This window comes from Caulobacter sp. 602-1 (genome assembly GCF_003931565.1).
Taxonomy (GTDB): Bacteria; Pseudomonadota; Alphaproteobacteria; order Caulobacterales; family Caulobacteraceae; genus Caulobacter.
Map to the genome: position 1 here is coordinate 776,240 of NZ_RRYI01000002.1, position 25,923 is coordinate 802,162.

Annotated in this window: 22 protein-coding genes; 15 read left to right on the plus strand and 7 right to left on the minus strand. The window is 68.7% G+C overall.

Going from position 1 to position 25,923, the window contains the following annotated elements; translation table 11 throughout:
- Positions 1–25: 25 nt before the first annotated feature.
- Genes EIK80_RS08260 through dxs form a run of 3 tightly spaced genes read left to right on the plus strand, consistent with a single transcriptional unit; the run spans position 26 to position 3,157 of the window.
- Positions 26–280, plus strand: coding sequence for an exodeoxyribonuclease VII small subunit (locus EIK80_RS08260; RefSeq protein ID WP_125156475.1), 255 nt, complete (start codon positions 26–28; stop codon positions 278–280).
- 37 nt (positions 281–317) lie between these two features.
- Positions 318–1,217 (plus strand): polyprenyl synthetase family protein, encoded by a 900-nt coding sequence (locus EIK80_RS08265; RefSeq protein WP_125156476.1) that lies wholly within the window; start codon positions 318–320, stop codon positions 1,215–1,217.
- Positions 1,218–1,234: 17 nt separating this feature from the next.
- Positions 1,235–3,157, plus strand: coding sequence for a 1-deoxy-D-xylulose-5-phosphate synthase (dxs, locus tag EIK80_RS08270; RefSeq protein WP_125156477.1), 1,923 nt, complete (start codon positions 1,235–1,237; stop codon positions 3,155–3,157).
- Here dxs and EIK80_RS08275 read toward each other — a convergent pair.
- From EIK80_RS08275 to flgF, 5 genes are all read right to left on the minus strand, one after another.
- Positions 3,154–3,621, minus strand: coding sequence for a hypothetical protein (locus EIK80_RS08275; protein WP_125156478.1), 468 nt, complete (start codon positions 3,619–3,621; stop codon positions 3,154–3,156). The genes dxs and EIK80_RS08275 overlap by 4 nt on opposite strands.
- A gap of 142 nt (positions 3,622–3,763) precedes the next feature.
- Positions 3,764–4,498, minus strand: coding sequence for a flagellar basal body L-ring protein FlgH (flgH, locus tag EIK80_RS08280; RefSeq protein WP_125156479.1), 735 nt, complete (start codon positions 4,496–4,498; stop codon positions 3,764–3,766).
- A 15-nt stretch (positions 4,499–4,513) separates the two neighbouring features.
- Positions 4,514–5,293, minus strand: coding sequence for a flagellar basal body P-ring formation chaperone FlgA (gene flgA, locus EIK80_RS08285; protein WP_125156480.1), 780 nt, complete (start codon positions 5,291–5,293; stop codon positions 4,514–4,516).
- A gap of 4 nt (positions 5,294–5,297) precedes the next feature.
- Complete coding sequence (gene flgG / locus EIK80_RS08290) at positions 5,298–6,086, minus strand: flagellar basal-body rod protein FlgG (RefSeq protein ID WP_125156481.1); 789 nt, start codon at positions 6,084–6,086, stop codon at positions 5,298–5,300.
- Positions 6,087–6,098: 12 nt separating this feature from the next.
- Positions 6,099–6,836: a flagellar basal-body rod protein FlgF gene (gene flgF / locus EIK80_RS08295; protein WP_125156482.1), complete on the minus strand. Its 738-nt coding sequence runs from the start codon at positions 6,834–6,836 to the stop codon at positions 6,099–6,101.
- Positions 6,837–7,062: 226 nt separating this feature from the next.
- Between flgF and fliL the strand changes: the two genes are divergently transcribed.
- From fliL to pyk, 12 genes are all read left to right on the plus strand, one after another.
- The gene (fliL, locus tag EIK80_RS08300; protein ID WP_125156483.1) at positions 7,063–7,689 is read left to right on the plus strand and encodes a flagellar basal body-associated protein FliL; all 627 of its coding nucleotides are present in this window, start codon (positions 7,063–7,065) and stop codon (positions 7,687–7,689) included.
- Positions 7,690–7,714: 25 nt separating this feature from the next.
- Positions 7,715–8,857, plus strand: a complete 1,143-nt coding sequence (gene fliM / locus EIK80_RS08305) for a flagellar motor switch protein FliM (protein WP_125156484.1) — start codon at positions 7,715–7,717, stop codon at positions 8,855–8,857.
- Complete coding sequence (locus EIK80_RS08310; protein WP_125156485.1) at positions 8,854–9,459, plus strand: DUF6468 domain-containing protein; 606 nt, start codon at positions 8,854–8,856, stop codon at positions 9,457–9,459. Before fliM ends, EIK80_RS08310 begins: the two co-directional genes overlap by 4 nt.
- Positions 9,456–10,289 (plus strand): MotE family protein, encoded by an 834-nt coding sequence (locus EIK80_RS08315; protein ID WP_125156486.1) that lies wholly within the window; start codon positions 9,456–9,458, stop codon positions 10,287–10,289. The genes EIK80_RS08310 and EIK80_RS08315 overlap by 4 nt, the downstream gene beginning before the upstream one ends.
- Positions 10,290–10,298: 9 nt before the next feature.
- The gene (locus tag EIK80_RS08320) at positions 10,299–13,172 is read left to right on the plus strand and encodes a lipopolysaccharide assembly protein LapB (RefSeq protein WP_125156487.1); all 2,874 of its coding nucleotides are present in this window, start codon (positions 10,299–10,301) and stop codon (positions 13,170–13,172) included.
- A 232-nt stretch (positions 13,173–13,404) separates the two neighbouring features.
- On the plus strand, positions 13,405–14,868 hold the full coding sequence (zwf, locus tag EIK80_RS08325) for a glucose-6-phosphate dehydrogenase (RefSeq protein WP_125156488.1): 1,464 nt from the start codon (positions 13,405–13,407) through the stop codon (positions 14,866–14,868).
- A 2-nt stretch (positions 14,869–14,870) separates the two neighbouring features.
- On the plus strand, positions 14,871–15,578 hold the full coding sequence (gene pgl, locus EIK80_RS08330) for a 6-phosphogluconolactonase (RefSeq protein ID WP_125156489.1): 708 nt from the start codon (positions 14,871–14,873) through the stop codon (positions 15,576–15,578).
- A gap of 5 nt (positions 15,579–15,583) precedes the next feature.
- Complete coding sequence (gene edd / locus EIK80_RS08335) at positions 15,584–17,392, plus strand: phosphogluconate dehydratase (protein WP_125156490.1); 1,809 nt, start codon at positions 15,584–15,586, stop codon at positions 17,390–17,392.
- Between the two features lie 13 nt (positions 17,393–17,405).
- Entirely contained in the window at positions 17,406–18,401 is a 996-nt protein-coding gene (glk, locus tag EIK80_RS08340; RefSeq protein ID WP_125156491.1) for a glucokinase, read from the plus strand.
- 85 nt (positions 18,402–18,486) lie between these two features.
- Positions 18,487–19,506 carry a LacI family DNA-binding transcriptional regulator gene (locus EIK80_RS08345; protein WP_125156492.1) on the plus strand — a complete coding sequence of 340 codons (1,020 nt, stop codon included), beginning with the start codon at positions 18,487–18,489 and terminating at the stop codon, positions 19,504–19,506.
- Positions 19,507–19,887: 381 nt separating this feature from the next.
- Positions 19,888–22,353: an exo 1,3/1,4-beta-D-glucan glucohydrolase gene (locus EIK80_RS08350; protein WP_125156493.1), complete on the plus strand. Its 2,466-nt coding sequence runs from the start codon at positions 19,888–19,890 to the stop codon at positions 22,351–22,353.
- 25 nt (positions 22,354–22,378) lie between these two features.
- Complete coding sequence (gene pyk / locus EIK80_RS08355) at positions 22,379–23,809, plus strand: pyruvate kinase (RefSeq protein ID WP_125156494.1); 1,431 nt, start codon at positions 22,379–22,381, stop codon at positions 23,807–23,809.
- 6 nt (positions 23,810–23,815) lie between these two features.
- Here pyk and EIK80_RS08360 read toward each other — a convergent pair whose 3' ends face one another.
- Complete coding sequence (locus EIK80_RS08360) at positions 23,816–24,502, minus strand: Crp/Fnr family transcriptional regulator (protein WP_233586492.1); 687 nt, start codon at positions 24,500–24,502, stop codon at positions 23,816–23,818.
- Between the two features lie 621 nt (positions 24,503–25,123).
- Positions 25,124–25,798, minus strand: a complete 675-nt coding sequence (locus tag EIK80_RS08365) for an SH3 domain-containing protein (protein WP_125156496.1) — start codon at positions 25,796–25,798, stop codon at positions 25,124–25,126.
- Between the last annotated feature and the right edge of the window lie 125 nt (positions 25,799–25,923).

Genomic DNA, 25,923 nt, shown 5'->3' on the forward strand with positions numbered 1-25,923 from the left:
GACGGCTGTTCACCTGAGAGTTGAAATGACCGACGCCGCCAGCAATCCCGCCGATATCGCCGCCCTGAGCTTCGAGGAAGCCCTGGCGCAGCTGGAGCGGATCGTGGCCGAGCTGGAGTCGGGCCAGGCTCCGCTGGAGCGCTCGATCGACATCTATGAGCGCGGCGCGGCCTTGAAGGCCCATTGCGAGAAGAAGCTGGAAGCCGCGCGCCTGAAGGTCGAGAAGATCGTCCTGGGCCAGGGCGGGGCCGTGACCGCCGAAGCGGCCGAGTTCAACTGATGACGGGCGCCCGCGCGCGGACCGAGGGGAGCCGCCCTTGACAGATCTCGCCCCGTCCGACCTGGCCAAGCGGATCGTCCAGGCCGCCGACATCGTCACCGTGGCGCTCGACGAGCTGCTGCCGCGGGCCGACGGTCCGGAGACCCGCCTGACCGAAGCCATGCGCTACGCGGCCCTGGGGCCGGGCAAGCGCCTGCGCCCGTTCTTCGCGCTCGAGACCGGCAAGATGTTCGACCTGCCCGAGCGGCCGGTGCTGCGTGCGGCCTGCGCGCTGGAGTGCATCCACGCCTACAGCCTGGTGCACGACGACTTGCCGGCCATGGACGACGACGCCGTCCGCCGCGGTCGTCCGACCGTGCACAAGCAGTATGACGAGGCCACGGCCATCCTGGCGGGCGACGCGCTGCAGACGGCGGCCTTCGAGATCATGGCCCACCCCGACACCCACGACGACGGCCACGTCCGTTCCGAACTGGTGCGCAAGCTGGCCATCGCCTCGGGCGCCAAGGGCATGGCTGGCGGTCAGATGATCGACATTCTCGGGGTTCGCGACGATCTCGGCGCGGTGGCCCGGATGCAGCGGCTGAAGACCGGGGCCCTGATCGCCTTCGCCTTCGAGATCCCGCTGATCATCGCCCGCGCCAAGGAAGCCGAGCGCGCCGCCCTGATGGCGTTCGCCCAGGATCTGGGCCTGGCCTACCAGATCGTCGACGACATCCTGGACGCCGAGGGTGATCCCAAGACCATGGGCAAGGCCACCGGCGGCAAGGACGCCGCCAAGGGCAAGGCCAACTACGTCACCCTGCTGGGGCTGGACGCGGCCAAGGAGCGCGTGACGCTTCTGGCCGACCAAACCCGCTCCCATCTCGAAATCTTTGGCGAACGAGCCGAACATCTGCGCGAAAGCGTTGATTTCGTGCTGGACCGCCGCAACTGACCGCGCTTTCTTCCAACATGTCCTCCAAAACGCCACTGCTCGACACCATCGCTTCGCCAGCCGACACGCGCGGCCTTTCCGTCGCGGAGCTGAAACAGCTCGCGGCCGAGGTGCGCGCCGAGACCATCGACGCGGTGTCGGTGACGGGCGGCCACCTGGGCGCGGGCCTGGGCGTGGTCGAGCTGACCGTGGCGCTGCACCACGTCTTCGAGACGCCCAAGGACATCGTCATCTGGGACGTCGGCCATCAGGCCTATCCGCACAAGATCCTCACCGGGCGCCGCGACCGCATCAAGACGCTGCGCCAGGGCGGCGGCCTGTCGGGCTTCACCAAGCGGGCCGAGAGCGAATACGACCCGTTCGGCGCGGCCCACGCGGCCACCTCGATCTCGGCGGCCCTGGGCTTCTGCGCCGCGCGCGACGCGAAAGGCGAGGACAACAACGTCATCGCCGTGATCGGCGACGGCTCGCTGGGCGCGGGCATGGCCTATGAGGCGATGAACGCGGCGACGGACACCACCAAGCGCCTGATCGTCATCCTCAACGACAACGACATGTCGATCGCCCCGCCGGTCGGCGGCATGAGCGCCTATCTCGCCAACCTGGTTTCGGGCGGCGCCTACCGCTCGGTGCGCAAGCTGGGCAAGACGGTGGTCGAGAAACTGCCGACCCCGATGCGCGAAGCCGCCCGCAAGGCGGAAGAATATGCCCGGGGCATGGTCACCGGCGGCACCTTCTTCGAGGAGCTGGGCTTCTACTATATCGGCCCGATCGACGGCCATGACATGGACGCCCTGGTCAGCGTGCTCAAGAACGCCAAGGCGTTCGAGGACAAGCCGGTGCTGGTCCACTGCGTCACCCAGAAGGGCAAGGGCTACGCTCCGGCCGAGGGCGCCGACGACAAACTGCACGCGGTGGCCAGGTTCGACGTGGTCACCGGCCAGCAGCACAAGGCGGCCGCTGGTCCGCCCAGCTACACCAAGGTCTTCGCCCAGGAACTGATCAAGCAGGCGGAAAAGGACGACAAGATCGTCGCCATCACCGCCGCCATGCCCTCGGGCACGGGCCTGGACCTGTTCCAGAAGGCTTTCCCGGAGCGCACCTTCGACGTCGGCATCGCCGAGCAGCACGCGGTGACCTTCGCCGCCGGCCTCGCCGCGGACGGGATGAAGCCGTTCACGGCGATCTATTCGACCTTCCTGCAGCGCGGCTACGACCAGGTGGTGCACGACGTGGCCATCCAGGGTCTGCCGGTGCGCTTCGCCATGGACCGCGCCGGTCTGGTGGGCGCAGACGGCCCCACCCACGCCGGCAGCTTCGACATCGGCTTCATGGGCGCTCTGCCCGGCATGGTGCTGATGGCCGCCGCCGACGAGGTGGAACTGGCCCGCATGGTCGCCACCGCTGCGGAGATCGACGATCGCCCCAGCGCCTTCCGCTATCCGCGCGGCGAGGGTCTGGGCCTGGACATTCCCGCGATCGCCGAACCCCTGGAGATTGGCAAGGGCCGCATCGTCCGCGAAGGGACCAGCGTCGCCATCGTCTCGTTCGGCACGCGTCTGTCGGAGAGCTTGAAGGCTGCTGATCTGCTGGCCGCGCGTGGCCTCTCGGCCACCGTCTGCGACGCCCGCTTCGCCAAGCCGCTCGACCTGGATCTGCTGCTGCGCCTGGCGCGCGAGCACGAGGCGATCGTCACGGTCGAGGAAGGCGCGACGGGCGGCTTCGGCGCCTTCGTGCTGCAGGCCCTGGCCCAGCACGGCGCGCTGGATCGCGGCCTGAAGATCCGCACCCTGTGCCTGCCCGACGTCTTCCAGGACCAGGACAAGCCTGAAGCCATGTACGCCCAGGCCGGCCTTGACGCCGAGGGCATCCTGCGCGGGGCCTTGTCAGCCATGGGCATGGACAATGTCAGCGCCGCGGGCGCCGGCCGCCGGGCCTAGACCCCGCAGGCCTTGAAGAAGGCCTTTATGCTGCCCCGGTCGGCGGCGTCCGCGGCAAGGCTATGGCGTTCGCCCTTGGTCAGCAGGGCCAGGTCGCCGGATTTGCGGAAACCGTCCAGGGCCGGAGCGCTGGCCTTGCCGCGTCCTTCCAGGAGGCCGCCCTGGTTTAGGGCGTCGTCCACTCGGGCGGCGGAGAAGCGGCTTTCCGCCCGGCCCGAAGCCAGGACGATTTCGCCGCCGGACAGGCCCACGGCCGAGACGTTCACCTGATCCTGGCCGGGACGGCAGCTGATCATCAGCACGACATCGTCGGTGTTGGGGCGGCCGTAGGCCAGGCGAGGGGCTTCTGCGCCGTCCGCAAGATAGGCCCAGCGATAGCCGTCCAGCGCGACCTTCTCATGGGCGCAGCCGGACAGGACGGCGGCCAAACCCAGCGCGGCGAAGGCGGTGATGCGGCGTCCCATGAAGCTCTCCTCGCTCCGATCAACGCAGCCGGAACCTGAATGGCTCCTGAAACGCATCGGGCGCGGCCACCTTGCGATGGCCGCGCCCGACGAACTTGCGGGTCCTTGAGGGGGCTTGGACGTTTCCGCCCAAATGGCGCGCTTAGAACGGCGAGAACTTCTCGACCAGCGACTGGCCGGCGGGGGTCTTCTGCACGCGGCTGATGTCGCCGCGGCCGCCGTAGCTGATGCGGGCTTCGGCGATCTGGGTGTGCTTGATGGTGTTGGCCGAGGAGATGTCCTCCGGGCGCACGATGCCGGCCACGGTCAGCTGGCGCAGCTCGGCGTTGGTGCGGACCTCCTGGGTGCCCTGGATGACCATGTTGCCGTTCGGCAGGACCTGGCTGACCACGGCGGCGATCGTCAGGCTGATCTTTTCCGAGCGCTGGACGCTGCCCGCGCCGGCGTTGGTGGTGGCCGAGTTGGTGTTCACGGCGTTGGCCGGATCGAAGCCGCCCGGCAGGACCTTGCCCAGGCTGGACTCCAGGCCCAGGAAGTTCGGCACGCCGGCCTTCATGTTCGAGGTGCGCGAGCTGGCGGTCTGGTTCTTGGTGCTGGCGCTGTCGTCGATGTCGATCATGACGGTGACGATGTCGCCGACGCGGCTGGCGCGCTGGTCGTTGAAGAACGCGCGGGCGCCGACGCGCCACAGCGAGTTGGCCGAGGCCGCCTGCGGGGCGGGCTCGCGGGCCGAGACATATTGCTGCTGCATCGGGGCCAGTTCGGCCGGATAGCCGACCGGGGCCAGCTGCGGCCCCTTCACGGCTTCGGTCACGGTGGAGCAGGCGGCCAGCGGCGCGAGCAGGACGGCGGCGGCGATGATGACGGGGCGACGCATGGGGTGGGCTACCTCTTAGCGAGCGGCGAAACGGACGGGTTGCGAACGGGCTTGCAAGCCTTGGGCCTGCGGACCGACCGCCGCGGAGCCAGGGCCGGTGGCGACCGCTTGGATGATCTTCTTCGAGAGCGTGTTCTGAACGGCGAAGAGGTCGCCCGTCGCGGCGGCGGCCATGGCCTTGCCTTGAAGCGAAAGGGAAATTCCGCCGTCGTCATAGGTGACGGTGACCAGGTCGCCGGTCTTGATGACCTGGGCGGCGGCGACGTCGCGGCTCTGGACTGCGGCGCCTTCACGCAGGGGGCGCTTGGCGGCCAGGCCGATGACGGTGTCCGCGTCGCGCGGCGCGTCCATAGGGGCGCCGGCCATCTTTACCCAGACGAGGTCCTGGGGCTGGACGATTTCGCCGGCCGAGAGGCTGCGGGCGTAGGCAAGAACTTCCACATTGCCGCGCGCGGCGCCGGCCAGGGCTCTGCCGCCGGTCGAGACGCCGCCGTTGTCCTGGCCTTCGCGGACGATGATACGGCGGATGCCGTTGCTGTTGCTCCAGTCGAAGCCGGCGCGGCGGGCAGAGACTTGCACCTGACCGGCCTCGAGCACGGCCGTCGGACCCATGCGGGGGGCGACGACGATGTTGGCGGCCGGACCGCTGACGCCGTCGAACAGGTCGCCCAGGGTGATGCGGCCGTCGGCGTCGGTGGTGTCCATGCGCAGGGTCACCGGCGTGCCTGCGTGCGCCGGGGCGCTGAGGGCGCTGATCGCCAGCGTGGCGGCGGCGGCGAGGAGGAAGGCTTTCATGAGCTTACGACCGCAGCTGCGAGGTGGCTTGGAGCATCTGGTCGGCCGTGGTGATCACCTTCGAGTTCATCTCGTAGGCGCGCTGGGCCGTGATCAGCGAAGTGATTTCCGTCACCGCGTCGACGTTCGAGGCTTCGGTGTAGTGCTGCAGCAGCGTGCCGAAGCCCGGCTCGCCGGGGGCGGCGAGGTTGGCGGCGCCCGAGGCGGCGGTCTCCAGCAGCAGGTTGTCGCCGATCTGTTCCAGGCCGCCTTCGTTCATGAAGGTGGCCAGTTGCAGCTGGCCGATGGTCTGCGGCTGCGGCTGGCCGTCCAGCTTGACCTGCACCAGGCCGGTCTTGCTGATCGTGATGTCGGTGGTGTTCTGCGGGACCGTGATGCCCGGCTGGACGGTGTAGCCGTCCTCGGTGACGATCTGGCCCTGGTCGTTGGTCGAGAAGTTGCCGGCCCGGGTATAGGCCGTCTCGCCAGAGGGCAGCAGGATCTGCAGGTAGCCCTTGCCCTGGATCGCGACGTCCAGCGGGTTGTCGGTCAGGGTCGGGGTGCCCTGTTCGGTGATGCGGTAGACCGAGCCGGCCTTGACGCCGCCGCCGACCTGGACGCCGGTCGGGACGATGCTGCCATCGCTGGACGACTGCGAACCGGCGCGCTCCACCTGCTGGTAGAGCAGGTCCTGGAACTCGGCCCGTTGGCGCTTGAAGCCGACGGTGTTCATGTTCGCGATGTTGTTCGAGATGACTTCGACGTTCAGCTGTTGCGCTGACATGCCCGAAGCGGCGGTGCGGAGAGCTTGCATCGGCTAGGCCCCTTAATTCAGCTTGCCCAGACGCTCGACGGCGCTGCGCGAAAGTTCGGCGGTGTTGTCCATCATCTTGGCGACGCCCTCGTAGGCGCGCTGGATCTCGATCAGCTTGGTGATCTCGATGACCGGTTGGACGTTCGAGGATTCCAGCATGCCCTGGTGGACGCGGGCGTCCGGCGCGGCTTGCAGAGTGGTGTTGGCGGTGTTGCGGTAGAGGTTGTCGCCGTCCTTGGCCATCGAGGCCAGGTCGTCGGGACGAACCACGGCCAGCCGGCCGACGCGAACAGCGCCCTGGCTGACCGTGCCGTCCTTGCCGATCGAGACCGGGCCCAGGGCCGGGTCGATCAGCAGCGGGCCGCCGCCGTCGTCCAGCACTTGCGCGCCTTCCTGGGTGACCAGCTGGCCTTCGGGATTGGTCGTGAAGCGACCGTCGCGGGTGTAGCGATCGCCGGCGGCGGTCTGGACGTGGAAGAAGCCGGTTCCCTCGATGGCGAGGTCGAAATCACCGCCCGTCTTGGTCATGGCGCCCTGGGTGAAGTCGCGGGCGACGCGGTCGTCCAGCACGAACTTCACCGGCGAGGCGCCGTCCAGGGTCTTGGCCGGCTTGGCCTGTTCCGTGCGGACCATCAGGTCCTCGGTCTTGAAGCCGGTGGTGTTGGCGTTGGCGATGTTGTTGGCCACGATGTCGAGCTGGCGGCGCAGCGTCATCTGACGCGAGAGGCCGACGTAGAGCGCGTTGTCCATGGCGAGTTAACTCGGGCGGCTGGCGCGACAAATGCGCCGAAACCCTTGAAGCAACCTTCGTGCCAGCGCTGAAAGTTCTTATAAATCAACGAATAGGAAGGTTAATGGCCGGGTGTTGGTCGGAGTCTGCCGGGCAGATTCAGCCTGCGACCAAATGGCCTCAAGAACAGATCGTTAACCATGCGCCCCGCATGTGTACGGGTATAGATTCCAAGGAACCGCGCGCGTGGCCAAGAAACCCGAAAAGGAAGCTCCGGCTCCCGAAGGCGAAGAGGGCGCCGAAGGCGAAGCCCCCGCCAAGAAGAAGCCGCCGATCCTGATCATCGCGATCGCCGCGGGCGTCCTCGTCCTGGGCGGTGGCGGCGCCGCGGCCTTTTTCCTGATGAAGCCGAAACCGGCCGCCGAGGCGGGCGAGCACGGGGCTGAAAAGAAGGAAAAGAAAAAGGAAAAGAAGGAAGAAAAGGGCGGTCACGGCGAGAAAAAGGAAGGCGAGGGCGGCGCGGCCGCGGCCGGCGGTCCCGCGCCGGTGATCAAGGAGGGCCCCGACGGCGTGGTCTTCTACACCTTGCCCGACATCGTCGTGAACATGCAGGCCGCCGACGGCAAGTCGACCTTCCTGAAGCTGAAACTGACCTTCGAGCTGCCGGACGAAGACACGGCCGAAGAGCTGACGCCGAATCTGCCGAGGCTCCAGGACATGTTCCAGGCCTTCCTGCGCGAGCTTCGCCCGGAAGATCTGAACGGCAGCCAGGGCACCTACCAGCTGCGCTACGAGCTGCTGCGCCGGGTGAACCTGGTCGCCGCGCCGGCGAAGGTGAATGCGGTCCTCATCGAGGAGATGCTGATCAACTAGCCCTCGGGCTGTTGGGCGAACGATCATGGCGGACGAACTCGACGATCAGGCCGCGATGGCCCAATGGGCCTCGCAAAATCCCCCCGGCGCCTTCGGTGAAGGCGACGCCGGCGGCGGCACGAACGAATTCGGCGACTTTTCCGGCGGCATGGGCGGCTGGGACGACGGCGGCGGCGAAGGCGGCTCCGAGCGCATCCTGAACCAGGACGAAATCGACAGCCTGCTGGGCTTCGATCTCTCTGGCGACGGCGGCGAGGACCGCACGGGCATCCGCGCCATCATCAACTCGGCGCTGGTCTCGTACGAACGCCTGCCGATGCTGGAAATCGTCTTCGACCGCCTGGTGCGGTTGATGACCACCAGCCTGCGGAACTTCACCTCCGACAACGTCGAGGTCAGCCTCGACAACATCAGCTCGATCCGCTTTGGCGACTATCTGAACTCGATCCCGCTGCCGGCCATCCTGGCGGTGTTCCGCGCCGAGGAGCTGGACAACTACGGCCTGCTGACCGTCGATTCGAACCTGATCTATTCGATCGTCGACGTGCTGCTAGGCGGGCGTCGGGGCACGGCCGCGATGCGCATCGAAGGTCGTCCCTATACGACGATCGAGCGCGTGCTGGTGCAGCGGATGATCGAGGTGGTGCTGCACGATCTGAAGAGCGCCTTCGAGCCCCTGCATCCGGTCAGCTTCTCGCTGGATCGCCTGGAGACCAACCCGCGCTTCGCCGCTATCGCCCGGCCCGCCAATGCCGCGATCCTGGTCAAGCTGCGCATCGACATGGAAGACCGCGGCGGCCGTATCGAGCTGTTGCTGCCCTACGCGACGCTGGAACCCATCCGGAAGATGCTGCTGCAGCAGTTCATGGGTGAGAAGTTCGGCCGCGACAACATCTGGGAAGGCCACTTGGCCACCGAGCTGTGGACCACGCAGATGGAGGTTCGCGCCGTGCTCGACGAGCAGCAGGTGCCGCTGTCGCGCGTGCTGAACATGCAGATCGGCGACACGCTGATGCTGAACGCCACGCCTGACAGCCTGGTCGAGCTGCGCGCCGGGGCCATCCCGCTGACGCGGGGGCGCATGGGGCGCCGCAACCATTCGATCGCCGTGCGGGCCGAGGCGCCGCTGACGCCCGCCGCCAAGAAGGCCGTGCAGAAGCTGAAATGAGCCTCGTCGCCTTCGCCATGAACGGGTTCCTGGTCGTGCTGCTGATCGCGGCGCTGGTCTTCGGCTGGCGCCTCGAGCGCCGTCTGAAGGCGCTGCGCGACAGTCATGAGGGCTTCGCCAAGGCGGTGGCCGACCTGGACAACGCCGCGGCCCGCGCCGAGCAGGGCCTGGCCGATCTGCGGGCGGCCACCGACGAGGCGGCCGAGACCCTGGCGGTGCGAATCGAGCGCGCCCAGGCCCTGGCCGCCCAGTTGGGCGAACTGGTCAGCCGCCCGCCGCAGGCTCCGAGCCTGGCGTCGAAGGCTCAGCCACAAGCCCCGGCCGAGCGTCCCGCGCCGCGCCTCGGCCGCGAGACGCCGCCGGCCGCCGCCCCGCAGGGCGAGCGCCGCCTGTCGGCAGCCGACTTCGAGCGCCTGCTGGACCGCGAGGACCGCGTCGAACGCGCCGCCCGCGGCGAGCCCATCGCGCGCCCGGCCTCGCGTCCGGGCATAGCGCCAAGCCAGACGAAAGAAACGCCGCGTTCACGGGCGCGGATCGATGATGACCTCTTCGACGGACCGGGCGAGAGCCCGTCCGCCAACCCCAGGGCTCCCCGCCGATGAAGAACGTTCCGCGCATTCTCCCCCTCGTCGGCGTCGCCGTCGGCGGCGTGCTGGCGATCAACGCCATGGCCGGCGCCAAGTCGCTGCCCGACCTCGTGGGCGGGGCCAAGGCCTTCGCCGAGGGTGTCGCCAAGCCCGGCAAGAAGGACGCCAAGACCGAGGGCGGCGAGGAAGCCGCCTCGGCCGAGAGCGCAGGCCAGCCCGCCGCCGCCAACGCGCCGCCGCCGCGCGTCTGCGCCCCTTCGGCCGACGCCCTGGCCAAGGAAGCCGGTCTCTCGCCCGCCGAACTGCGCGTGCTGCAGAGCCTGGGCGCCCGCCGCGGGCAGCTGGACCAGCGCGAGCAGGACATCGACGTGCAACTGCAACTGCTGGCCGCCGCCGAAGCCAAGCTGGACGCCAAGATGAAGGCCCTGACCGGCCTGAAGGGCGACATCTCGGGCCTGCTGGGCCAGGTCGACGCCCAGAAGCAGGCCGAGGTCGACCGGCTTGTGGTCGTCTATCAGGGCATGAAGCCCAAGGACGCCGCCGCCCGCATGACCCTGTTGTCGGATGAGGTCCGCCTGCCGATCGCCGCCAAGATGAAGGAACGGGCCCTGTCGCAGATCCTGGCCAACATGGCTCCGGCCGACGCCAAGATCCTGACCGAACGCCTGGCCTCGCGCATGGCCAATCCGGCCGTCGAAAAGGGCAAGGCCGCGATCGCCGACAACGCCGCCACGCCCGCCGCCCCGGGCGCCGCGCCCAACAAGCAACAGGCCGACGCCGGTCTCGCCGGCGCGGCCGATCCCGCCGCGCCCAAGGCCAAGTCGGCGCCCAAGAAGGCCGGTTAAGGGAGGCCCATGACCCTTCGCCAGCTCCTGCGCTCCAGCGTCGCCGCCGCGGTCATCGCGGGGACGCTGGCGCCGTCCGGATACGCCGCGCCGCCGCCCCCCGCGGCGCGCGCGTCGCTGGACGTGCGCGTGGCGCAGGCGGCGGACTTCTCGCGCATCGAGTTCCACTGGAGCGGCGGCGCGAAGCTTGTTTCCCATCGCGAAGGTCAGACCTTGGTGCTGCGGTTCAACCGCGACGCCAATCCCGATCTCTCGACCCTGAAGATCGCGCCGCCCCGCTGGCTGAAGGCCGCGGAGGCCCGCCACATCAACGGCGCGCTGGAGATCGTCATCACACTGACGGATGACGCCGACGCCCGGCTCGGCAATGCCGATGGCGTCGATTTCGTCAATCTGTTCGCTCGTCCCGGCGCGCCGCCCGCCAGCCAGACGCCGGCCCCGGCCGCTCCGATCGGCCGTCCCAACCCGATGCCCGCCGGCGGCGTGGTCAAGGTTGGCTTCGACCGCGAGGACCAGCAGGTCACGCTGTCATTCGACTGGGCCGCGCCGGCCGGCGCCGCCGTCTTCCGGCGCGGCGAGGCGGTGTGGATCGTGTTCGACACGCCCGCGCGGCTGGATATCTCCAAGCTGCCGTCATCCAGCGTTCGCTATTCCAAGATCCAGGCCCTGAAGGGCCCGGACTACACGGCCCTGCGCATCGTCACCCAGGCCGGCACGCCCTACGTGGCCGTGGGGCAGGGCGGGTCGTGGAAGATCAGCCTCGGTCCGGGCACGCAGGAAACGCCGGACGTCATCAAGGTGGCGCGCGACGAGAGCGTCCAACCGGCCACCCTGTCGGCCACCGTCTCGGGCGTCACCAAGCCGGTCTGGGTCGCCGACCCGGCCGTGGGCGACAAGCTGATGGTGGCCCCGGCGCTGGGGCCGTCCAAGGGGCTGCCGTCGCGTCGCGACTATGTCGAGATGGCGCTGCTGCAGTCGGCCCAGGGCTTGGCCGCCGAGGCCTATGCCAGCGACCTGGTCGTCCAGGCCAGCGGCGACCTGCTGCGCATCGGCCGCCCCAAGGGCCTGATCCTCTCGCCGATATCGGCCAACACGCCGCCGGAAGAGGCCGCCGCCGGCGCGCCGCAGCCGATGTCGATGCCGGCCCTGATCGACCTCGACACCTGGCCCAAGACCGGTTCGGGCGGCTTCCTGGCCCGTTACAACGCTCTGCAGGGCGCCGTCGCCGCCGCGCCGGAGGGCGAGGGCAAGGATAGCGACCGCGCCGCGCGCATGGCTTTGGCCCGCTTCCTGGTCGGCTCGCAAATGTCGTTCGAGGCCATTGGCGTCCTGAACGCCGCGGGCCGCAAGCACCAGACCCTGCTGGGCGACGCCGAGTTCCGCGGCCTGCGCGGCGTGGCCAAGGTGTTCGCCGGTCGCCTGAACGAGGCGGACGCCGACTTCTCCTCGCCCGTCCTGGCCGACGATCCGTCCAGCGCCCTGTGGCGCGGCTACATCTCGGCCAAGCAGGGGCAGTGGGCCGACGCCCGCGCCAAGTTCGCCGGCGGCGGCCGGGCCCTGGATCTCTTTCCGCCGATCTGGCGCGCGCGCTTCCTGCACGCCCAGGCCCAGGCGGCGCTCGGCGTCGGCGACGTGACTGGCGCGATGCAATGGGTGACGAAGGCGCTGGATACACCCAAGGTTCCGGTCGAGGATCAACTGGATATCCGCCTGACCCAGGCCCGCATCTTCGAGGCCAAGGGCGAGAAGGTCCGCGCCCGCCGCATGTTCGAGGCTATCGCCAAGGCGCCGTACGACCGCATCGCTACGCCGGCCATGCTGCACGCCACCGAGCTGGGCTACGCCAAGGGCCAGATCAGCGCTCAGAAGGCCGCCGAGGTCCTGAACCAGCTCCGCTACCGCTGGCGCGGCGACGGCGTCGAGCTGGAGGTGATCCGTTCGCTGGGCCGCCTCTATATCGACCAGGGCCGCTATCGGGAGGCGCTGGAAGTGCTGCGCTCGGCGGGTCGCCAGCTGCCCGACCGCCCCGAAGCCGTGGCGCTGCAGAACGATCTGTCGAACACCTTCCGGCAGCTGTTCCTGCAAGGCCTGGCCGACGGCATGCAGCCGGTCCAGGCCGTGGGGCTGTTCTATGACTTCCAGGACCTGACCCCGATCGGCGCCGATGGCGACCAGATGGTCCGCAACCTGGTGCGCCGCCTTGTCGACGTCGACCTGCTGGACGACGCCGCCAAGCTGCTGAAGTACCAGGTCGACAACCGCCTGAACGGCGTGCCCAAGGCCCAGGTCGCCACAGATCTGGCCTGGATCTACCTGATGAACAAGAAGCCGGAGGATGCGTTGGACGCGATCAACGCGACCCGCACCACCATCTTGCCGCCGGCCCTGAACGTCGAGCGTCGCCTGGCCACCGCTCGCGCCCTGATGGGCCTGGGCCGCTTCGACGACGCGCTGGAGCTGATCGACAGGGACGCCAGCCGCGACGGCCAGGAGATCCGCGCCGAGATCGCCTGGAAGCAGCACACCTGGCCGACGGCCGGTGCGCTGTACGAGCGTTCGCTGGGTGATCGCTTCAAGACCCCGGGCGCTCTGAGTCCCGGCGACGAGGCCCGCCTGCTTCGCTCGGCCGTGGCCTACAGCCTGGCCGACGACGACAAGTCCCTGGCTCGCCTGCGCCAGCGCTGGTCGGGCTTCGTCGACAACGCCAGCAATCCGGACGGTCTGCGCGTCGCGTTGCAGGGCATGAATGTCGAATCGCTGTCGGCCTCGGACTTCAGCCGCGTCACCGCCGACAACGAGGCCTTCAACGGCTGGATCGGTCGGATGAAGGACAGGTTCCGAACGGGCCAGCCCGCCGGCTCGCCCGCTCGCGCGGGCAAATAGGGCAGGGACTTTCCCCAACAGCTCGTTTTCGCGGAGGGCCAAGGCACGATCAGCCTTGGCGCGGCCCACGTCATCGAAAATTCGCCCGCCAAAGCGGATTGGTCTTATGGCGGGCTCTGGGCGTTTGGCCTAGTTAGGGCTCGCCCGAGGGTTCGAAGGGGCTGGCGGCCGGCGGCCGCTTGCCTTTCCGTCGCGAGCATGTCATGACAACGTTGTCATAGGGTGGACGACATTGGCTAAGAACAACCAAGACGCCGATAACGGGCGCGAAGTGCTGGTGCTGCTGGGCGGCGCGGGGGATCTGGCCCTGCGGATGCTGTTGCCTTCGCTGTATTTCCTGGAAGTCGACCGACTGCTGCCGCACGACTTGCGCATCGTCGGCGTGGCCCGCGCGGACCATACGCCCGAGAGCTACAAGGCCCTGGTCCGCGAGCAGTTGGGCAAGCGCGCCACGGTGGAGGAGGCGGCCTGGAACCGCCTGGCCGCCCGTCTCGACTATGTCGCCGTCGACATCACCAAGGAAGAAGACACCCAGCGCCTGGCCGATCGGATCGGCCCGCATGGGACCATGGTGATCTTCTTCTCGCTGTCGCCCAGCCTGTACGGCGCGGCCTGCGTGGCGCTGCAGGCGGCCGGCCTGACGGGTCCGAACACGCGTCTGGTTCTCGAAAAGCCGATCGGCCGCGACCTGGAAAGCTCCAGGAAGACCAACGCCGCGGTCGGCGCGATCGTCGACGAAAGCCAGATCTTCCGGATCGACCACTATCTGGGCAAGGAGACGGTCCAGAACCTGACCGCCCTGCGCTTCGCCAACGTGCTGTTCGAGCCCCTGTGGGACCGCAACACCATCGACCACGTGCAGATCACCATCGCCGAGACCGAGAAGGTCGGCGACCGCTGGCCCTATTACGACGAGTACGGCGCGCTGCGGGACATGGTGCAGAACCACATGCTGCAGCTGCTGTGCCTGGTGGCCATGGAGGCGCCGTCGGGCTTCGACGCCGACGCCGTCCGGGACGAAAAGGTCAAGGTTCTGCGCAGCCTGCGCCCCTTCACCCGCGATAGCGTGGCCCACGACACCGTCCGCGGCCAGTACGTGGCCGGCGTCGTCGAAGGCTCCGCGCGGGTCGGCTATGTCGACGAAGTCGGCAAGCCCACCAAGACCGAGACCTTCGTGGCCATGAAGGTGGCGATCGACAACTGGCGCTGGGACGGCGTGCCGTTCTTCCTGCGCACCGGCAAGAACCTGCCCGACCGCCGCACCCAGATCGTCGTCCAGTTCAAGCCGCTGCCGCACAACATCTTCGGCCCGGCGACCACCGGCGACCTGTGCTCGAACCGTCTGGTCATCGACCTGCAGCCGGACGAGAACATCGTGCTGACGGTGATGAACAAGCGTCCTGGCCTGTCGGAAGAAGGCATGCGCCTGCAGTCGCTGCCGCTGTCGCTGTCGTTCAGCCAGAGCGGCGGCCGCCGCCGCATCGCCTACGAGAAGCTGTTCCTGGACGTCTTCCGCGGCGACAGCACGCTGTTCGTGCGCCGCGACGAGGTCGAGGCCGCCTGGAAGTTCATCGACGACGTTTCGGCCGCCTGGGCCGACGCCAATATCGAGCCGGCGCACTACGCGGCCGGCACTTGGGGGCCGCAGTCGGCGCAGGGCCTGATCTCGCCCGGCGGTCGGTCCTGGAAGGCGTGATCATGGCCCAATCCCCGCTTCCCAGGCCCGAGATCGAAGCCTTCCCGACCCGCGAGGCGCTCTACGACGCCGCCGCTTCGACCATCGTCGAGGCCCTGACCACGGCGGTGGCCGAGCATGGCGTGGCCGGCTTCGCGGCGACGGGCGGCTCCACGCCGGCCCCGGTCTATGATCGCCTGGCGACCCTGACCGCGCCCTGGGACAAGGTCATGGTCACCCTGACCGACGAGCGCTGGGTGCCGCCGACCGATCCCAGCAGCAACGAACGGCTGGTGCGTCGTCATCTGCTGAAGGGGCGCGCGGCCAGCGCCGGCTTCTCGCCGCTATACTTCGAAGGCGTCAGCCATGAGGAGGCGGCGCTGAAGGCCCAGGCGGGCGTCGCGTCCGCCGCGCCGTTCGGCGCGGTGCTGCTGGGCATGGGCCCCGACGGCCACTTCGCCTCGTTGTTCCCCGGTTCGCCGGTGCTGGCGCGTGGTCTCGACCCCGCGTCCGACCGCTTGGTGCTGGCCGTGCCGCCGGGCGATCCGGCCCCGGACATTCCCCGGATCAGCCTGACCTTCCAGGCGTTGACCCAGTCGGCGCTGATCGTGCTGCTGATCACCGGCCAGGCCAAGCGCGCCCTGCTGGACGGCGAGGTCGATCCGGCCCTGCCGATCGCCGCCATCCTGAACCAGGACCGCGCCAAGGTCCGCATCCTGTGGGCGGAGTAGTCGCCATGAGCCTGAACCCGGTCATCGCCGAAGTCACCACCCGCATCGTCGCGCGCAGCAAGGACAGCCGCGCGGCGTATCTCGCCAACATGCAGCACGCGATCGACAGCCAGCCGGGCCGGGCCAAGCTGTCCTGCGCCAACTGGGCGCACGCTTTCGCCGCCTCGCCGGGCGTCGACAAGGTCCGAGCGCTCGACCCGAACGCGCCGAATATCGGCATCGTCTCGGCCTATAACGACATGCTGTCGGCCCACCAGCCGCTGGAAGCGTATCCGGCGCTGATCAAGGCCGCCGCGCGCGAGGTCGGGGCCACCGCCCAGTTCGCCGGCGGCGTACCCGCCATGTGCGATGGCGTCACCCAGGGCCGTCCCGGCATGGAGCTGTCGCTCTTCTCCCGCGAGGTCATCGCCATGGCCACGGCCGTGGCCCTGACTCACGACGCCTTCGACTCGGCGCTGTATCTCGGCGTCTGCGACAAGATCGTGCCGGGTCTGGTCATCGGCGCCCTGACCTTCAGCCACTTGCCAGCCCTGTTCGTGCCTGCCGGTCCGATGACCTCGGGTCTCCCGAACAGCGAGAAGGCCCGCATCCGCGCCCTCTACGCCGAGGGCAAGGTCGGCCGCGCCGAGCTGCTGGAAGCCGAGCAGGCCAGCTACCACGGCCCGGGCACCTGCACTTTCTATGGCACGGCCAACACCAACCAGATGCTGATGGAGCTGATGGGCTTCCATCTGCCCGGCTCGGCCTTCGTGCATCCCAACACGCCGCTGCGCGAGGCCCTGGTCAAGGAAGCCGCGCGCCGCGCCGCCGCCGTGACCAACAAGGGCAACGAGTTCCTTCCGGTCGGCCGGATGATCGACGAGAAGTCGATCGTCAACGGCGTGGTCGGGCTGATGGCCACCGGCGGCTCGACCAACCTGGCCCTGCACATCGTCGCCATGGCTCACGCGGCCGGCGTCCAGCTGACGCTGGAAGACCTGGACGACATCTCCAAGGCCACGCCCTTGTTGGCCCGCGTCTATCCGAACGGCGCCGCCGACGTGAACCACTTCCAGGCCGCCGGCGGCATGGCCTTCATCATCCGCGAGCTGCTGAAGGCCGGACTTGTCCATGACGACGTCCAGACCATCGCTGGCCCCGGCCTGTCGCTCTACGCCCAGGAGCCGCATCTCGAGGACGGCGTCCTCAAGTGGCGCGAGGGCGCAACCGAAAGCCTGGACACCGCCATCGTCCGCCCGGTCTCCGATCCGTTCAGCCCCGAAGGCGGCCTGCGCCTGCTGGCCGGCAACCTGGGCCGCGGCGTCATGAAGATCTCGGCCGTGAAGCCCGAGCACCACGTGATCACCGCCCCGGCGGCCGTGTTCCAGGAACAGGAAGACTTCATCGCCGCCTTCAAGCGCGGCGAGCTGGACCGCGACGTCGTCGTCGTCGTCCGCTTCCAGGGCCCGTCGGCCAACGGCATGCCGGAACTGCACAACCTGTCGCCGTCGATCTCGGTGCTGCTGGATCGCGGCTACAAGGTCGCCCTGGTCACCGATGGCCGCATGTCGGGTGCCTCGGGCAAGACACCGGCCGCCATCCATGTGACGCCGGAAGCCGCCAAGGGCGGGCCGCTGGCCTATGTCCAGGACGGTGACGTCATCAGTGTCAACGCCGAGACCGGCGAATTGAAGATCCTGGTGGACGAGGCGGTTCTACGCGCCCGTACGCCAGCGAACGTCCCGGCGTCCAAGCCGGGCTTTGGTAGGGAACTGTTCGGATGGATGCGCAGCGGGGTCGGCGCCGCCGACGCCGGCGCGTCCGTCTTCGCCTAAGGAAGCGCGCAGCATGGACGGCAATCACAGCGTGGGGCTCGGCCTCGTCGGCGACATTGGCGGCACCAACGCCCGCTTCGCCCTGGTCGAATTCGATGGTCAGGACCCGCGCCTGATCGAGCCGACGACCTACAAGGGCGAGGACTACGGTACGGCCGAGGACGCCATCGAGCATTACCTGCAGAAGGTGGGCGTCCGGCATCCGGACCAGGCGGTGGTGGCCGTGGCCGGCCCGATCGAGCACGGCTCGGTGCACATGACCAACCTGGACTGGCGGATCTCGGAAGACAGCTTGCGGCGCGCGGGCGGGTTCCGCAACGCCAAGCTGATCAACGACTTCACCGCCCAGGCCCTGGCCGCGCCGCGCCTCAGCCCCAAGGACCTGCGCCAGGTCGGCCATCTGCCGACCTCGGGCGAGGGGGATCTGGCGATCCTTGGTCCGGGCACCGGCTTCGGCGTCGCCGGTCTCGTGCGTCGTCATGGTCAGGAGATCCCGCTGGCCACCGAGGGCGGCCACGTCGCCTTCGCGCCGGTCGACGCCATCGAGATCGAGGTGCTGCGCGCCTTGACCCGGCAACTGGACGGCGGCCGCGTCTCGGTCGAGCGCATCCTGTCGGGTCCCGGCATGGAAGACCTGCATGTGGCCCTGGCCGAGGCCGAGGGCCGCAAGGTCGAGACCCTGGCCGCCAAGCAGATCACCGAGCGCGCGGTCGAGGGCTGCGCCGACAGCCTGGCCACGGTGAACCGCTTCTGCGCGGTGCTAGGCTCGACGGCCGGCGACATCGCCCTGACCCTGGGCGCGCGCGGCGGCGTGTTCATCGCCGGCGGCATCGCGCCCCGGATCATCGACATCCTGGAGAAGAGCCCGTTCCGCGAGCGCTTCGACGCCAAGGGGCGCCTGTCGCACTACACCCAGTCGATTCCGACGCACGTCATCCTGCACCCGCACACCGCCTTGATCGGCGCGGCGGTCGCTCTGACGCCAGAGGGCCGGGCGGCGGTCTCCTAGTCGTCCTCTTGGGGCTCGCCATGACAACCCTGTCATGGCTTAGTATCCGCCACGCCGGAGAGAATCGGCGCGACGAGGGACGGAATTGAGCGCCAAAGTCACGATCCACGATGTGGCCCGCGAGAGCGGGGTCTCGATCAAGACCGTTTCGCGGGTCCTCAACCGTGAGCCCAACGTCAAGGCCGACACCCGCGACAGGGTGCAGGCCGCCGTGGCGGCGCTGAACTATCGGCCCAACATCTCGGCCCGCAGCCTGGCGGGCTCGAAGGCCTATCTGATCGGCGTCTTCTTCGACAACCCCAGCCCTGGCTATGTCACCGACGTGCAGCTGGGAGCCATCGCGCGGTGCCGGCAGGAGGGCTTCCACCTGATCGTCGAGCCGATCGACTCGACGGGCGACATCCAGGAACAGGTCCAGCCTATGCTGGCCACCCTGCGCATGGACGGGGTGATCCTGACCCCGCCGCTCAGCGACCATCCGCTGGTGCTCTCCGCGTTGGAGCAGGCGGGCGTCGCCTATGTCCGCATCGCGCCGGGCGGCGATATGGACCGCGCCCCGTGGGTCAGCATGGACGATCGCCTGGCCGCCTACGAGATGACCAAGCACCTGATCGGGCTGGGCCACTGCGACATCGGCTTCATCATCGGCCACCCCGACCACGGCGCCTCGCATCTGCGTCACCAGGGCTTCCTGGACGCCATGCGCGACAGCGGCCTGATCGTCCGCGACGACCGGGTGGAGCAGGGCTTCTTCTCGTTCCGCTCGGGCTTCGACGCGGCCGAGAAGCTGTTGGGCGGCGCCGATCGTCCGACGGCGATATTCGCTTCCAACGACGACATGGCCCTGGGCGTGATGGCGGTGGCCAACCGCCTGCGCCTGGACCTGCCGGCCCAGCTGTCGGTCGCCGGCTTCGACGACACGCCCGGCGCCAAGATCACCTGGCCGCAGCTGACCACCGTGCGCCAGCCGATCTTCGCCATGGCAGGCGCGGCCGCCGACATGCTGATGCATGGCGTGGAGCGGGAGGAGGGCGCGCCGCCGCCCTCGCGCGTGCTGGATTTCGAACTGGTGGTCCGAGAATCCACCGGACCGGCGCTCCGCTAAGGCGATGGAGCCTTGGGTCATGTGTTACCGCAATCATATTGAACTTGACAGCGCTGTCCAATTGGCGCGACATCATTGCGATCAAGACGGTCGTCCACGAAGGCGGCGTCGGAGGAAACGCCAATGACTTCGCCCGACAGCGCCCGTCGCGTCGTGCAGCCTGCCCGGTTTGAATGTCTCCATTCAAACCGGATCAGCAGGCTCGCTCTCCCTGGAGAAGAGCGCGTTTCGCGCGCTCTCGACGCACGATCACTCCCCTCCAAGCGGCCCTGAACCGCTTCATCTTTCGCTCGGCGCGGTTACCCGCAAGCGCCGCGTCGAGCGCTTTTCCGCTTCAATTCACGCGATCCGCCCGGGGGCGGCGTATCCTTGGGAAGAACCATGTCCGCATCCAGCCTCGTCCGCGCGTCCGCCCTGGCCCTGATCCTGGCTGGCGGCCTGGCGGGTTCGGCCCCGGCGCAGAACGCCGCGACGGCCCATCCCAGCGTCTGGCCCAAGGCCCACAGCCCCGCGACGATCACCGATGCTAGGACCGAGGCCTTCATCACCAAGCTGATGAGCCAGATGAGCGTCGAGGATAAGGTCGCCCAGACCATCCAGGCCGATGGCGCGTCGATCACGCCCGAAGAGCTGGCGAAGTATCGCCTCGGCTCGGTGCTGGTCGGCGGCAACAGCGCGCCGGACGGCAATGACCGCGCCACGCCCCAGCGCTGGGTCGAGTGGATCCGCGCTTTTCGCGCCGCGGCCCTGGAGAAGCGCGGCGGCCACCAGGAAATCCCGATCATGTTCGGCGTCGACGCCGTGCACGGCCACAACAACGTCGTGGGCGCGACGATCTTCCCGCACAATGTCGGCCTGGGCGCGGCGCGCGATCCGGACCTGATCCGCCGCATCGGCGAGGCGACGGCCCAGGAGATGGTCGCGACGGGCGCCGACTGGACCTTTGGTCCCACCGTGGCCGTGCCGCGCGACGAACGCTGGGGCCGCGCCTATGAGGGCTATGCCGAGGACCCCGAAGTGGTGAAGGCCTATTCCGGCCCGATGACCCTGGGCCTGCAGGGGCCTTTGATCGCCGGCAAGCCGTTGGGCGCCGACCATGTCGCCGGGTCGGCCAAGCACTTCCTGGCCGACGGAGGCACCACGGGCGGCAAGGACCAGGGCGACGCCCAGATCTCCGAGGCCGATCTCGTTCGCCTGCACGCCGCCGGCTACCCGCCGGCCATCGACGCGGGCATCCTGTCGGTGATGGTCTCGTTTTCCAGCTGGAATGGGGTCAAGCACACGGGCAACAGGAGCCTGCTGACCGACGTGCTGAAGGGACGGCTGGGCTTCGAGGGCTTCGTGGTCGGCGACTGGAACGCCCACGGACAGGTCGAGGGCTGCACCAACACCAACTGCGCCCAGGCCTATTTGGCCGGCATGGACATGATCATGGCCCCCGACAGCTGGAAGGGCCTCTACGACAACACCCTGGCCCAGGTTAAGGCCGGCCAGATCCCGATGGCGCGGATCGACGACGCCGTGCGCCGCATCCTGCGAGTCAAGGTCAAGGCGGGCCTGTTCGAAGACAAGCGCCCGCATGAGGGCAAGTATGACCTTCTGGGCTCGCCCGCCCACCGCGCCGTGGCGCGTGAAGCCGTCCGCAAGTCGCTCGTTTTGCTGAAGAACGACGGCGTCCTGCCGTTGAAGAGCTCGGCCCGCGTGCTGGTCGCCGGCGACGGGGCCGACGACATCGGCAAGGCCGCCGGGGGGTGGACCCTGACCTGGCAGGGCACGGGCAACAAGAACAGCGACTTCCCCAACGGCCAGTCGATCTATGCCGGCATCGCCGAGGCGGTGAAGGCGGGCGGCGGTAGCGCCGAGCTGTCGACCTCGGGCGACTTCAAGGCCAGGCCCGACGTCGCCATCGTGGTGTTCGGCGAGAACCCCTACGCCGAGTTCCAGGGCGACATCGCCACTGTCGAGTACCAGCCAGGCGACAAGTCCGACCTGGCCCTGCTCAAGAAGCTGAAGGGGGCCGGGATCCCCGTGGTCTCGGTGTTCCTCAGCGGCCGGCCGCTATGGACCAATCCCGAGATCAACGCTTCGGACGCCTTCGTCGCGGCCTGGCTGCCGGGCTCGGAAGGCGGCGGGGTCGCCGACGTGCTGATCGGCGACGCGGCCGGCAAGCCGCGCCATGACTTCCGGGGCAAGCTCTCGTTCTCTTGGCCCAAGCGGGCCGACCAGGAGCCGCTGAATGTCGGCGACAAGAACTATGATCCGCAGTTCGCCTATGGCTACGGCCTGAGCTACGCCAAGCCCGGCAAGGTAGCGGTGTTGTCCGAAGACGCCGGCGTCGCTTCGACGGCGGCGGTCAATGTGGACCGCTATTTCGCCGCCGGCCGCGCGCCGCCGCCGTGGGCCCTGAACGCCAGCGGCGCCGTTTCGCTGAAGACCATCGACGCCGGCGCGCAGGAAAACGCCCGCCAGGCGACATGGAGCGGGGAGGGGGCCGGGAGCCTGACGATCGCCGGCCCGCCGGTCGATCTTTCGCGCCAGACCACCGGCGACATGGCGGTGACGATCCGGTACAGGGTGGATGCGTCCCCAGAGAAACCGGTGTCCCTGGGTTTGGCCTGTGGCGAATCCTGCGGGGCGACGGTAGACGTTACGTCAACGTTGTCAGGTGTGAAACGCGGCGAATGGCGTACGGCCAAGATCAAACTTTCCTGCTTCAAGGCCAAGGGCGCGGACATGACGCATGTTTCGTCCCCCTTCGCGCTGTCCACCGCCGGACGCATGACGTTGTCGTTCACCGAAATCAAGCTGGCTTCCAACGAGGGCGACGCCTTCTGTCCGCCGGACTGATTCAAGACCAGGAAGGAGCGACGGCATGATCCGCGCCCGTCGCTCGCGCATCGTCGCCACCCTCGGTCCGGCCTCGAGCTCGCCGGAAATGATCGTCACCCTGGCCAGGGCCGGGGCGGACGTCTTCCGCCTGAACTTCAGCCACGGCGCCCACGAGACTCACGCGGCCGTGTACGCGGCGATCCGCGAGGCCGAGAAGACCGTGGGCCGCCCGCTGGGCATTCTGGCCGACCTGCAAGGCCCCAAGCTGCGCGTCGGCAAGTTCGCCGAAGGTCCGGTCATGCTGAAGGCCGGTCAGGCCTTCCGTTTCGACAGCGACCCGACCCCGGGCGACGAAACGCGGGTGCATCTGCCGCATCCGGAGATCCTGACCGCCATGCGGCCGGGCGCGACCCTGCTGCTGGACGACGGCAAGCTGCGCATGACCGTGACCGACGCCGGTCCGGGCTACGCCAACACCACCGTGGTCAATGGGGGAAAGCTGTCCGAGCGCAAGGGCGTGGCGGTGCCGGATGTCGTCATCCCGATGTCGCCCCTGACCGCCAAGGACCGCGAGGACCTAGCTTTCGCGCTGCGTCTCGGCGTCGACTGGATCGCCCTGTCGTTCGTACAGGCGCCCGAGGACATGGCCGAGCTGCGCCGGATCGTCGAAGGTCGCGCCGCCGTGCTGGCCAAGATCGAGAAGCCCCAGGCCCTGAAGGTGCTGGGTCCGATCCTCGACCTCTGCGACGGGGTGATGGTGGCTCGTGGCGATCTCGGCGTCGAAATGGCCCCGGAAGAGGTGCCGGTGGCCCAGAAGGAAATCCTGCGGGCGGCGCGCGAGCGCGGCATCCCGGTGATCGTCGCGACCCAGATGCTGGAATCGATGATCAACTCGCCGACCCCGACCCGCGCCGAGGCCTCGGACGTGGCCAACGCGGTCTACGAGGGCGCGGACGCGGTGATGCTGTCGGCGGAATCGGCGGCCGGCGACTACCCCGAAGAGTCGGTGTCGATGATGAACCGCATCATCGAGCGTGTCGAACGCGACCCGCGCTGGCCCGAACTGATGCAGGCAGAACAGCGCCACGACGACGACGACGCCGACGTGCTGGTGGTCGCCGCCGCCGGCGCGGCCAAGTCCGGCTCGACCAAGTGCCTCGTGGCCTTCACCACCACGGGCGCGACCGCGCGCCGCCTGGCCCGCGAACGCCCCCTGCAGCCGGTCCTAGCCCTGTCGCCCGACATCAACGCCGTGCGCCGCATGACCCTCTGCTGGGGGATCGAGCCGCGCGTCAGCGCTCAGCCCGACAGCCTGGAAGTCGTGACCACCGACGCGTCGAGCAAGGCGCTGGACCTGGGTCTCGTCGCGCCCGGCGAACGCCTGCTGGTCGTGGCGGGAACGCCGTTCGGCGCGCCGGGCGCCGCCAACCTGCTGCGATTGGCCCATGCACCCGCGCCGTCCCGCCGGCGGTAGCCCCGGCTAGCCGGCGAAAGACGCCGGCAGCAGTCGCTCGTAGCCGCGACGCACGGCGCGGTAGCACTCGCAGGCCATGGCTTCGAGGCCGTCGCGGTCCAGGATGTCGACCACGCCGCGGCGATAGCGGATCAGACCCTTGCTCTGCAGTGAGCCGGCGACGGCCGTGACGGTGGTGCGCTGAACGCCCAACATGTCGGCCAGGAACTCCTGGGTCAGGTTGACCGTGTTGCCGTCGATGCGGTCGTGGCAGCCCAGCAACCAGCGGCAGAAGCGGGCCTCGACGGCGTGCAGGGCGTTGCAGGCCACCGACTGGATGGCGTGACCGAACAGCGCCTCGTTATGACGATCCACCAGATCGCGCAGCGCGGCGCTTCGCCTCCAGACCTCATGCAGGGGCGCCGCGGCGATCCGCAGGGTCGAGCCCGGAGCCTGGACAATGGCGCGGCTCAGAGCTTGTCGTGGCGCGACGGCGGCCATCAGGCCCAGGGCGCCTTCGCGGCCGATGGTGGCGGACTCGATGGCCGCGCCGTTTTCCATCAGGGTCATCAGCGATATGACGCAATCGTTCGGGAAATAGACCTGATCGATCTGGTCGCCCGGATCATGGAGGAGGCGCCCCTTCTCCAGATCGATCGCGGACAGATGTGGCGCGAGAAGGGCCCTGTCCTCGGACGGCAGCGCGGAAAGCAAGCGGTTCTTCAAGGTCGCCAACGGCCCAGTCATGCGGAATCGAACGCCGTCTCACGGCAAGGGTTGCAAGCTATAGGTGGGGGCGTTGCTGGGCGCCGTCGCTTAGCCGACACAATGCAGTCAGGACGGTCGTAAAAACAGAAGAGTCCACGAAACAGTCTGCTTTTCGCCATCATTTGGCATTTTGAGTGTCTGTCGGGTGGTCGACATAACTACTCAATCTAGGTGCGTGGCGACTTGAACTGATCTGAAGCGTGCAAAGAAAAAGCCGCCTCGAGAGGGCGGCTTGAAGACGGTTCGGAACAAGGAATGGGACGGCGGCGTGCTGTTGGCTCGCGCTCCGACGGTCGCTGGCGACGTCGCCCCTGGCCAGGTCCCGCCCTGACCCTGACCGGTGTGGGCATGGTCGGCCTTCCTCGCGATCGGGGAATCGCAAGGAAGAGCCGTTGGCGCGGGCGGCGGTTCCCGCGCCCCAGGCCGCCGAACCTGACCCGGGGACGGGAGGGATTCGAGCGATCTGGTCCCACGCGTGCGAGCCCTCGTCAGCTACCCAGAAGGCGAAGGTTCGTACGCCATCGGCCTTGTTGGAGGCGCACCGCCGAGCGCCTCCGCCGTTCAGAACTACTTCGGCTTGGCGAAGGCCGAGGACATCCAGCCCCGGGCGCCGTTCTCGTCGTCGACTTCCATCCAGACGCCGTTGCGCTGGCCGGTCGGATAGACCACGCCGCCGGCCTTGACCTTGCCGACGATCGCGCCGGTCGGCGAGGCGGCGCCGCGCAAGGAGATTTCCTGGGTCGTGGCCAGCAGGTTCGGCGCCGCGGACGCGGTCGGTGCGGCGGTGGTCATGGCGGACGAAACTTGCGTCACGGCGGCCGCGCCGCACTTGCCCTGATAGAGGCCGCCCATGACCGCCCGGCGCTGCTGGGCGAGCTGGATATTCTGGGCTTCGCGCTGGGCCTTGGCCGCGGCGGCGGCCTTGGCCTGGGCCGCGGCGGCGTTGGCGAACATGCCCAGGCCCGGGACGCGGCCCAGGGCTCCGCTATAGAGCGCCGCGTTGACGCCCAGGCTGGCGGCCGTCTCGGCCCCCCGCGCGCCGGCCTCGGCGCTGGCGATGGCGTTGTTGGAGACGCCCATCATCTGGTCCATGCGAACCATCTCGGCGCTGATCTGGTCGCAGGTCATGGTCGCGTCAGCCGGATAGCTGAGTTGCAACTGGGCCTGGGCGCTGGTGGCGGCGAGGGCGAGGCCCAGCACGGCGCCAAATTGGACGAAAGCAGTGGTGATGGTCTTGGTCATGATGGCTCCCCTGGACGGAAGCCGTCTATGAAACCCGCTCCCCGCGAGACCCCGGTCCGTCAGTTCGAGAACGACGGTATCGGAGGCTCGCGGGCGGGGCCTATCCCCAGGGCTGGGGGTAGTCG